The following is a 6,300-nucleotide window of genomic DNA, read 5'->3' as shown; positions in this document are numbered from 1 at the left end:
CTTGAAACAGATCGCCGAGCGACTGGTTTCCGAAGCGGTAGTCTATGTGAGCGATGCCGGGATGCCGGCCATCTCCGATCCCGGGCAGCTGCTGGTGGCCTGGTGTCAGGAGCGGGGAGTCCCCTATGATGTCCTACCCGGTCCCAGCGCCGTGACGGTCGCCTATGCCGCCAGCGGTTTTGAAGCGGGGCGTTTTCTCTTTTACGGTTTTCTGCCCCATCAGGGACGACCGCGCCGGGAAGCGTTGGAGAACCTGCTGCGCTCTCCCTGGGATACGGTCCTCTATGAGGCTCCCCACCGTCTGGAAAAGCTTCTATCGGCTATTGCCGAGCGGGATCCGAACCGTGAGATTTTTGCCGCCAAAGAGTTGAGCAAGAAACATCAACGATACTATCGCGGCACTGCCGGAGCATTGTTGGAGAGCTTGCGTGCGGAAGGCGCGATCCGGGGAGAATGGGTGGTGGTGATGGCCGGGGCGAAGACCTCGGCTCCGGTGCTCCATGCCGAGGAGATTGAGGCGATGGATCTGCCCCCCAAGGTCAAGGCCAAGCTTCTCGCCCGCCTGCTGGGCGGTACCGTCTCGGAGTGGTACGACCGCTTGGCCCGGAAGCGCTGAGATTTCCGGTGACTGTCCCGGAACTCTTTTGCTGCTTGACCGTTAGGAAAAAATGGTAAAATCCCCTATGATTATTTATGGAAAACAGGTGGTACTGCATGCACTGCGATACCACCCCGAACGTGTCGAAAAGATCTATATCGCCAAAAAAGGCGTGTTGCCCCGGGATCTCTTCGAAAAGTACGGAGCCAAGATTACGTTCATCGAAAACCGTTGGGCTCAGCAGCTGAGCCGGGGAGGCAACCATCAGGGCCTTCTGGCGGAGATTACCGATTTTGAACCCGCGACGTTGGCTGAGATCAAGGAGGGGGCTTTTGCCCTGGTTCTTGACGGACTGACCGATGCGGGGAATATCGGGGCGATTGTCCGCAGTGCCTATGCCTTGGGAGTGGAGGGGATCGTGGCGACCGGAATCGGGCAGCTTAATTTCGCTGCCGTGACCCGCACCAGCAGTGGAGCCCTACTGGAGATGCCTTTTGCTCTGCATCGGAATATCCTCGATGTGCTCCATGAGCTCTCTCAGGCGGGACATCGGCTCTACGGAGCCTCCATGGAGGGAGAGCCCATCGAAGAGAAAACCTTCGCCCGACGCCGGACCCTGGTCCTGGGCAGCGAAGACCGAGGGCTCTCCAAAAAGGCGAGAGAACGGTTGGATGAGACTGTCGCGATTCGGATGAAGCGGGAGTTTGATTCTCTCAATGTCAGTGCCGCAGCCGCCATTATGATACACAGGATGAGTTATGCAGTTGAATGAAATTATCGAAGAGAATACGCTCCCGACGATTAGCCGACGAACCCGGATTGCTGTCGAGAATCTGGATGCCCTGCTTCATCGGGATTGGTCCCGCTTGAAAAAGGTGCAGGCTTTGGGCTTTATCTCCATTTTGGAGCGGGAGTACCACGTCGATCTGAGCGATCTCAAGGCCGACTGTCGGGCCTACTTCGCCGAGGCGGGTCCGGTAGAAGAGGCGCCGCCTTTGATTGTTACCCCGGCCGCCGAGGAGGAGCAGGGGAAAGGTTGGCGTATTCTTCTTCTGATTTTGGTCTTGATTGCCGCTTTTGGGGGGTGGAGATACTTTTCGACACCGGCAGGTTCGGAAAGCAATGTGACGACTACAACGGCAAGCCGGAAAGGGGGAGGCTTTTTTGACTCGGTCTTTACCATGACGAAAGGGTGGTTTGGCGGGGAAAAGCCGTCGCTTCAGGAAACGGAGATTGCTTCATCGGAGCCTCCGGCTGTTTCGGGAGCCTGGGCGGAACAGAACGAGAGCGAAAAGAATCAGACGGTCCAGGTCTCATCCCCGTCCTCAGCTGCCACTTCCGAAGAGAATCTTTCTTCGGAGGAGAAGCATACGCCCAAACCTACGCCGGCGGCTGGTGAAGAGAATGAAGAGGCCAAGATCATCACCCAGGTCAAAAAGGAACAGGCAAAAGCCGAGGAGTTGCGCCGGCAGAGTGCCGCAGAGCCCAAGGCAACGTCCGCCGAAGAGAATCTCTCCGATCTTTCGCGTATGATCTTGGCGGCGACGGCCGGTAACGGTGAAGCGAAACCGCCGCAGGAAAAAGCCTTGGCTCCCACCGTGCCTTCGATGGAGCAGCATGCCGAGAAGAAGAAAGCGCCGGCATCCCAAAGTGATCAGAAGACCGTTTCCGCTCCCAAGGCGGCAAAAGCTCCCCAAAGCGCGGCGGCTGCCTCGGCAACGCCCCCGAAGCCCGCTGCGAAAAAAACGGCGGTGACCGATGCTCTGGTGATTTTCCATCCCCGTTCCAAAGTCTGGGTCGGCTATACCGATCTAAGAACGATGAAACGGGTAGCCAAAGTGACCAATGAAGATATCACCTTCGATACCTCCAAGGGGGACTATATTTTGGCGACAGGACATGGCAGAGTGGAGTTTCGGGGGAAAAACAGCCTGAAACTCGCCGACGGTTCCCGGCACTTCTTTATGATCGCTCAAGGGGGAGTCCGGGAGATCTCCCATGAAGCGTTCCAACGACTCAACAAAAGTAAGGTGTGGTAAACAATGTTTGACGAAATACAGTTTGATAAAATCAATCGGCTTCCCAAGTATGTCTTCGCCGTCGTGAACGAGTTGAAGATGGCGGAGCGCCGCGCCGGGGCCGATGTGGTGGATTTCTCTATGGGCAATCCCGACGGTCCGGCTTTTGAGCCGGTGATCGAGAAGCTGGTGGAGACCGCCCGCAAACCCCATACCCACGGCTACAGCGCCTCCAAGGGAATCTACAAGCTCCGACTGGCCATCACCAACTGGTACCTGCGCAAATACGATGTGGTCCTGGATCCCGAGACCGAAGCGGTAGCGACCATGGGGAGCAAAGAGGGCTACGTCCACCTGGTCCAGGCCATCACCAATCCCGGCGACGTGGCCATCGTGCCTGATCCGACCTATCCGATCCACTCCTACGCCTTTATCCTGGCGGGAGGCAATGTGGAGAAGATGAAGTTGACCTTCGACGAGACCACTTTCGAAGTTGACGAGGAGCGTTTCTTTACCGATCTGGAACACGCCCTGCGCAACTCGGTCCCCAAGCCCAAGTTTCTGGTGGTCAACTTTCCCCACAACCCCACCACCGCCACGGTCGGGCTGGACTTTTATGAACGGCTGGTGGCAATCGCCCGGCGGGAGCGCTTCTACATCATCAGCGACATCGCCTATGCCGACATCACCTACGACGGGTACAAAACTCCCTCGATCCTCCAGGTTGAGGGGGCAAAAGATGTGGCGGTCGAGAGCTTTACCCTCTCCAAGAGCTACAACATGGCCGGATGGCGGGTCGGTTTTATCGTGGGTAACCCTAAGCTGGTGGGCGCCCTGCAAAAGATCAAATCCTGGCTTGACTACGGGATGTTCACCCCGATCCAGGTGGCAGCGACCGTAGCCCTGGACGAGTATGAGCATCTGGTAGAGGAGATCGTCATCCCCAAGTATCAGAAACGCCGGGATGTGCTCATCGACGCCTTCGGCAAAGCCGGCTGGGAAGTTGGGCGCCCCAATGCCAGCATGTTCGTCTGGGCGAAGATTCCGGAGATCGCCCGGGAGATGGGCTCGCTGGAGTTCTCCAAAGAACTGCTGCTCAAAGCCCATGTGGCCGTCAGTCCCGGGATCGGTTTCGGGGAGTACGGCGACGAGTATGTGCGTATCGCACTGATCGAAAACGAAAAGCGGATCCGGCAGGCGGCCAAAAATATCAAACGGTATCTCAACGAACTCAAAGAGGAGAAGGCAAAGCATGGTTAAAGTGGGGATTCTCGGTGTCGGAACCGTCGGCGAAAGCGTGGCGAAAATCCTGTTGGAAAATGCGGACATCCTCGAAGCCCGTGCCGGCAAGAAGATCGTCCCGGTCCTCGGGGCGGTGCGGGATCTCTCCAAAGATCGTCAGGTTGAGATTCCCCTGACCGACGACCCGATGGCAGTGATCGAAAGTGCCGACGTGGATATCGTCGTGGAGCTCATGGGCGGGGTGGAAGAGCCCTACCGCCTGGTACGCAAGGCGCTGGAGGCAGGCAAACCGGTAGTCACGGCCAACAAGGCTCTGCTGGCCTATCACCGCTACGAACTGCAGGAGATCGCCGGAGAGACGCCGCTCTTTTACGAAGCGAGTGTCGCCGGGGGAATTCCCATCATCGGCGCGCTGCGCAACGGGCTGAGCGCCAACCACATCGAGTCGATCAAGGGGATCATGAACGGTACCTGCAACTTCATGCTGACCAAGATGATCAAAGAGGGAGCCGACTACGAGGCGGTGCTCAAAGAGGCTCAGGAGCTGGGCTACGCCGAAGCGGATCCCACCTTTGACGTGGGAGGCTACGACGCGGCGCATAAACTGCTGATCCTGGGCTCCATCGCCTACGGCATCGACGCCAAGCCTGAAGAGATCATCATCGAAGGGATCGAAAAGATCACCGCCACCGATGTGGAGTTCGCTCAGGAATTCGGCTATGAGATCAAGCTGCTCGGCATTGCCAAAAAGGTGGAAGCGGGGGTAGAGATGCGGGTGCATGCCACGATGATTCCCGCCGAGAGCATGATCGCCAAAGTCGACGGCGTGATGAACGCTGTCAGCGTTGTGGGGGACCGGGTCGGGGAGACGATGTTCTACGGCCCCGGGGCCGGCGGCGACGCGACCGCCAGTGCGGTCATCGCCGATATCGTCGAGATTGTCCGGGGCAACAGCGGCCCGATGCTGGGCTACAAGAAGGGGCTCGAGAGCGGCCTCCCTCTTGTCGCTCCCGAAGCGATCAGTTCCCAGTACTATCTCAAGCTCAAGGTCCTGGATCGCCCCGGGGTCCTGGCCCAGGTCACCAGCACCCTGGGAGAGTTCGGCATCTCCATCGAGTCGATGCTCCAGAAACCCTCCCGCTATGCCGACCGGGTCCGGCTGCTCTTTACCACCCATCGCTGCGAGGAGCGCAAGATGAACGAGGCGATCGCCGCCCTGAAGTCTCTGGAAGTGGTCGACGAGCAGGTAACGATGATCCGGATCGAAAAGTAGGAGGCAACCATGGCCAAAGCCAAAGAGCACTATTTCGATATCAGCGCGAAGCTGGACATGATGGAGATGAAAAACGCCATCGAACAGGCCAAAAAAGAGGTGACGACCCGTTTCGACTTCAAAGGGATCCAGACGGAGATCGAGCTCAACGAAAAGGCCAAAACCCTCTCTCTGGTCAGCTCCAGCGACTCCAAGATCGACGCCCTGAAGGATATCCTGCTCTCCAGGATGATCAAACGGGGGCTCTCGCCCAAATCCCTGGACGAAGTGAAAAAAGAGGGAATCAGCGGCGGCAACGTCAAGGTGATCTACCGAATCGTCGATGCCATCGACAAAGAGGAGGCCAAGGAGATCGTCAAAACCATCAAGGCCCTCAAACTCAAAGTCACCCCCGCCATCCAGGGTGACGAGATCCGGGTCAGCGGCAAAAAGATCGATGATCTGCAGCAGGTCATCGCCGCGGTCAAAACGCTGGATCTCAAAGCGCCCCTGGTTTTCGGCAATTTCAAATAATAATCAAAGATCAATAGCTTTTCAAATTCAAAAAATCATCAAAGGCGCATTATTATGATTGAACAGACCCGAAAGATTCTGGGAGAAGTCCTCTATCCGGGCTTTCCCAAAAGCATTGAAGATTACGGTTTCATCCGCCGTGTGGAGGCGGGATCGGCGGGGGTACAGATCGTTCTGGAGATTCCCTCCGCCTCCGAGCAGGTGGCCGGGCAGTTGCGTCTCGAGATCGGCAAACGGCTGGAAGTTGCGGGGATTGCTCTGGAGTATGTGGAGATCCGCCAGCCTCCCAAGCCCCGCCAGACCAGCTCCGACGGACGTAACGCCCTGCCCAATGTCGCCAACTTCGTCATGGTCAGCTCCGGCAAAGGGGGGGTGGGCAAATCGACCACCACCGTCAACCTGGCCCTGGCTCTGGCACAGCAGGGCAAACGGGTCGGGCTGCTTGATACTGACATCTACGGCCCCAACATCCCGCGCATGATGGGGATCGAAGGGGTACAGCCGGTCTTTCTGGGAAACAAGATCAAACCGATTCCCGCCCACGGCCTCAAGGTGATGAGTATGGGATCCCTCATCGCTCCCGATGCGTCGCTGATCTGGAAGGGGGCGATGGTGACCCAGGCGATCGAGCAGATGCTGGAGGATATCCAGTGGGG

7 protein-coding genes are annotated in these 6,300 nt (G+C 57.7%); all 7 read left to right on the top strand.

Going from position 1 to position 6,300, the window contains the following annotated elements; genetic code table 11:
- A partial coding sequence (locus tag F8I07_RS09950; RefSeq protein WP_292659129.1) for a ribosomal RNA small subunit methyltransferase I occupies positions 1-616 on the top strand: 616 nt, incomplete at its 5' end.
- Positions 617-668: 52 nt separating this feature from the next.
- A complete protein-coding gene (locus F8I07_RS09945; RefSeq protein ID WP_292659127.1) occupies positions 669-1,370 on the top strand; it encodes an RNA methyltransferase in 702 nt (233 codons plus the stop codon).
- Positions 1,357-2,637 carry a hypothetical protein gene (locus F8I07_RS09940; protein ID WP_292659124.1) on the top strand — a complete coding sequence of 427 codons (1,281 nt, stop codon included), beginning with the start codon at positions 1,357-1,359 and terminating at the stop codon, positions 2,635-2,637. Before F8I07_RS09945 ends, F8I07_RS09940 begins: the two co-directional genes overlap by 14 nt.
- A gap of 3 nt (positions 2,638-2,640) precedes the next feature.
- Complete coding sequence (locus tag F8I07_RS09935; RefSeq protein ID WP_292659121.1) at positions 2,641-3,876, top strand: LL-diaminopimelate aminotransferase; 1,236 nt, start codon at positions 2,641-2,643, stop codon at positions 3,874-3,876.
- A complete protein-coding gene (locus F8I07_RS09930; RefSeq protein ID WP_292659120.1) occupies positions 3,869-5,131 on the top strand; it encodes a homoserine dehydrogenase in 1,263 nt (420 codons plus the stop codon). The genes F8I07_RS09935 and F8I07_RS09930 overlap by 8 nt, the downstream gene beginning before the upstream one ends.
- A gap of 9 nt (positions 5,132-5,140) precedes the next feature.
- Positions 5,141-5,644 (top strand): YajQ family cyclic di-GMP-binding protein, encoded by a 504-nt coding sequence (locus F8I07_RS09925; protein WP_292659118.1) that lies wholly within the window; start codon positions 5,141-5,143, stop codon positions 5,642-5,644.
- Between the two features lie 54 nt (positions 5,645-5,698).
- Positions 5,699-6,300 (top strand): P-loop NTPase (locus F8I07_RS09920; protein ID WP_292659116.1); only part of this gene is annotated, 602 nt, incomplete at its 3' end.

Source organism: Nitratifractor sp., from assembly GCF_015487065.1.
GTDB lineage: Bacteria > Campylobacterota > Campylobacteria > Campylobacterales > Sulfurovaceae > Nitratifractor.
The sequence above is the reverse complement of the archived record's forward strand: the minus strand, read 5'-3'. Positions and strand labels throughout refer to the sequence as shown.

What these genes read in the sequence shown, in the direction of transcription:
- F8I07_RS09935 (WP_292659121.1), top strand. Translation starts at nt 2,641, where the DNA reads ATGTTTGACGAAATACAGTTTGATAAAATCAATCGGCTTCCCAAGTAT.
- F8I07_RS09930 (WP_292659120.1), top strand. Translation starts at nt 3,869, where the DNA reads ATGGTTAAAGTGGGGATTCTCGGTGTCGGAACCGTCGGCGAAAGCGTG.
- F8I07_RS09925 (WP_292659118.1), top strand. Translation starts at nt 5,141, where the DNA reads ATGGCCAAAGCCAAAGAGCACTATTTCGATATCAGCGCGAAGCTGGAC.
- F8I07_RS09940 (WP_292659124.1), top strand. Translation starts at nt 1,357, where the DNA reads ATGCAGTTGAATGAAATTATCGAAGAGAATACGCTCCCGACGATTAGC.
- F8I07_RS09945 (WP_292659127.1), top strand. Translation starts at nt 669, where the DNA reads ATGGTAAAATCCCCTATGATTATTTATGGAAAACAGGTGGTACTGCAT.